We start from the raw sequence: 2,662 nt of genomic DNA, 5'->3' as shown, positions 1-2,662 counted from the left end.
TATGAAACAAATATTATTTATATTATTTAATATAAATATTTTTTTATATAAAAAAATGTCTTTTTTATTATGAGTATAAGAATATAACCTAATCCATCCTTTTATACCATAAAATTTACCAAATTTTCCTAAAATTACTTTTTTTTTAAAAATATTCATAAAAAAATATATATAATTATTTTATTAAATTATATACTCTTTTTGAGAGTATAGCTCCTTTAGATATCCAAAAATCTAATCTATTTTTATCAAATTTTAATTTTTTATCTAATTTTAAAGGATTAAAATAACCTAATTTTTCTATAAAACGACCATCTCTAGAATTTTTACTATTTGTAACAATTATTTGATAAAAAGGTTTTTTTTTAATTCCTTTTCTAGATAATCTAATTTTAACCATATATTATTCCTAATTTTTAGAATTAAATAAATTTTTTATGTAATTAATCATTTTATTAAAATTATGTTTTTTTTTCATTTTTTTAGTAACTAATTTCATTTGATTATACTGTTTTAGTATAACATTTATTTTAAAAATAGGAACTCCAGATCCTAATGATATTCTTTTTTTTCTAGAAATATTAATGATATTAATATTATTTTTTTCAAATTTAGTCATAGAATTTATGATTGCTTTTGTATTTTTTATAGTATTATCATCTATATTTAAAATATTTATAATAGGATTAGAAAAATTTTGAATATTATTTATGTTCATCTTATTTAAAAAATTAATAATATTTTTACTACCTATTGTTTTTATTTGTTCTATTTGTTCTAAAAAATCTTGTAAATTTAATTCATTTTTATTTTTTAATTTTTCTATTAATTTTTTATTTTTTTGAAAATCAATTTTTCTTTTAATATTATCAATAATTAATAATTCAGAAGACATTCCTAATATTTTAGAAGCAATTATTTCTGGAGAAAATATTGATATATTATTTATTTTTTCTCCAGTACCAATAAATTTAATTGGTTTTTTTATTATATATTTAACTGATAAAATTGCTCCTCCTCTAGTATCACTATCAGTTTTAGTTAAAAAAATTCCCGTAATAGGGACAGTAACATTAAATTTTTTAGCACTATTAATAGAATCTTGACCTGTCATAGCATCAACAGTAAAAATAATTTCTATAGGAGATAGTATATTAGAAATATCTTTTATTTCATTCATCATAAAATTATCTATATGAAGTCTACCAGCTGTATCAACTATTAATATATCGTAAAAATTTTTTTTAGCATAATTTAGTGCTTTTTTAGAAATATTTTTTGGAAATAAATTATTTTTTACATTAAAAAAATCAATTTTTATTTTATCTGCTAAAATTTTTAATTGTTCTATAGCAGCGGGTCTATATACATCTGTTGATGTAACAATAATTTTTTTTTTATATTTTTTTTTTAAAAAATATGCTAATTTTATTACACTTGTTGTCTTTCCAACTCCTTGTAATCCAATAAATAAAATTACAGCAGGAGGTTTAATTGCTATATTAATATTTTTATCGGAAGAATCCATAATTTTAATTAAATTTTTATATACTAATTTTATGAATTCTTGTCCTGGAGTAAAATTATTATTAATTTTTTTACCAATAGAATCTTTTTTAATATTTCTAATAAATTTTTTAATAACTTCTAAAGCAACATCTGCTTCTAATAAATTAATATAGATTTTATCTAAAGTTTCTTGTATATTTTTTTCTGTTAATCGTCCATAGTTTCTAATTTTTAATAATGTTCTAGATAATTTTTTACTTAAATTTTTAAACATAAAAATTCCTTATATATATTTTAAAATATATTAAATCTTATTTATTTATAATATATTTTTTTTAAAAAATATAAATATAATATTTTTTTTATAAAAAAAAATTTAATTATATAATACATAAGGAATTATATATATTAATTATATTAATAAAAAAAAATTAATTAATATGATTAAAAATATAATTTTAGAAAAAATAATCAATAATAAATTACAAAATAATTTAAAAATACAAGATTATATCCCTAATGGTCTTCAAATAGAGGGGAAAAAATATATAAAAAATATTATACTTGGAGTGAGTATTTGTCAAAAATTATTAAATATTTCCGTTCATCTTAAAGCTGATGCTATTATTGTTCATCATGGTTTTTTTTGGAAAAATGAATCTTCAGTTATTAAAGGTTTTAAAAAAAAAAGAATATATACATTATTAATGAATAATATTAATTTGTATAATTGGCATCTTCCTTTAGATATTAACGAAAAAATAGGAAATAATATTTATTTAGCTAAAATTTTAGATATAAATATACAAGGTAAAATTAATCCTTTTATTTTTTATGGATATTTAAAAAATAAAATTAGTATTAAAAAATTTCTTTTAAAAATAAAAAATAAATTACATCGTACTCCATTACATTTCGGTAAAAATGCACCTAAAAAAATTTATAAAATTGCTTGGTGTAGTGGAGCTGGACAAAAATTTTTAGAAAAAGTTTTACATTTTAAGATAGATGTGTTTTTAACAGGAGAGATATCAGAAATGAATTTACATATTGCAAATGAAAATAAAATTCATTTTATTAGCGCAGGTCATCATGCAACAGAAAGAGGTGGTGTTATTATGTTAGGTAAATGGTTAAAAAAAAAATTTAAATT

At 17.3% G+C, this 2,662-nt stretch carries 3 protein-coding genes and 1 pseudogene; 1 reads left to right on the top strand and 3 read right to left on the bottom strand.

The genetic code is table 11. The features are described 5' to 3' along the window. The 3 genes and pseudogenes from GJT96_RS02505 to GJT96_RS02055 all read right to left on the bottom strand — a co-directional run. Window positions 1-159: pseudogene (locus tag GJT96_RS02505) on the bottom strand (hypothetical protein); the annotation flags it as partial. 16 nt (window positions 160-175) lie between these two features. After that, window positions 176-400 (bottom strand): 30S ribosomal protein S16, encoded by a 225-nt coding sequence (gene rpsP, locus GJT96_RS02060; protein WP_169780543.1) that lies wholly within the window; start codon window positions 398-400, stop codon window positions 176-178. A 9-nt stretch (window positions 401-409) separates the two neighbouring features. Then, a complete protein-coding gene (locus tag GJT96_RS02055; protein ID WP_169780542.1) occupies window positions 410-1,783 on the bottom strand; it encodes a signal recognition particle protein in 1,374 nt (457 codons plus the stop codon). Window positions 1,784-1,952: 169 nt separating this feature from the next. Between GJT96_RS02055 and GJT96_RS02050 the strand changes: the two genes are divergently transcribed. Then, window positions 1,953-2,662 (top strand): Nif3-like dinuclear metal center hexameric protein (locus GJT96_RS02050; RefSeq protein ID WP_169780541.1); only part of this gene is annotated, 710 nt, incomplete at its 3' end.

This window comes from Enterobacteriaceae endosymbiont of Donacia piscatrix, assembly GCF_012569525.1.
In the GTDB taxonomy this organism is placed as follows: Bacteria; Pseudomonadota; Gammaproteobacteria; order Enterobacterales; family Enterobacteriaceae.
Note: the sequence above shows the minus strand (reverse complement) of the source record. Positions and strands in the feature narration are given on the sequence as shown.